Origin of the sequence: Polaromonas sp. AET17H-212 (assembly GCF_002379085.1) — a bacterium.
Lineage (GTDB): Bacteria > Pseudomonadota > Gammaproteobacteria > Burkholderiales > Burkholderiaceae_C > Polaromonas.
Genome location: NZ_NBZW01000080.1, coordinates 1 through 413 on the forward strand (window position 1 = coordinate 1; position 413 = coordinate 413).

Here is a 413-nt window from a genome sequence, read left to right on the forward strand (position 1 = left end):
GCGTTTAAGGTCAGAAGACCTGGCTGATCAGCTTTCACTGACTTCGCCTGGCAATCGCCTTCAAACGCCCATACTTATCGGCTGTAAATTTTTAATGATCCTGACTACTTTCGTCGCCGCTTTCGCCGCTTCGTTTTCGCCGTTAGCTGCAATCAGCTGAGCCTCAAATTATATACCGGATTTTTCATCACAGTCAAACTTTTTTGAAGCTTTTTTGTTTGTACTGCCATCGGAAAGCACAAACAAAAAAGCTCATCTCACACTAAAAGAAAACGCCCAGTTGACTTTATCAACTGGGCGCCTCTTGCTGTAAGAGCCTGACGATGTCCTACTTTCACACGGGAATCCGCACTATCATCGGCGCTAAGTCGTTTCACTGTCCTGTTCGGGATGGGAAGGAGTGGTACCAACTT

General features: G+C 46.2%; 1 rRNA gene. It reads right to left on the reverse strand.

Going from position 1 to position 413, the window contains the following annotated elements:
* Window positions 1-315: 315 nt before the first annotated feature.
* Window positions 316-413: ribosomal RNA gene (rrf, locus tag B7G53_RS22330) — 5S ribosomal RNA — on the reverse strand; the annotation flags it as partial.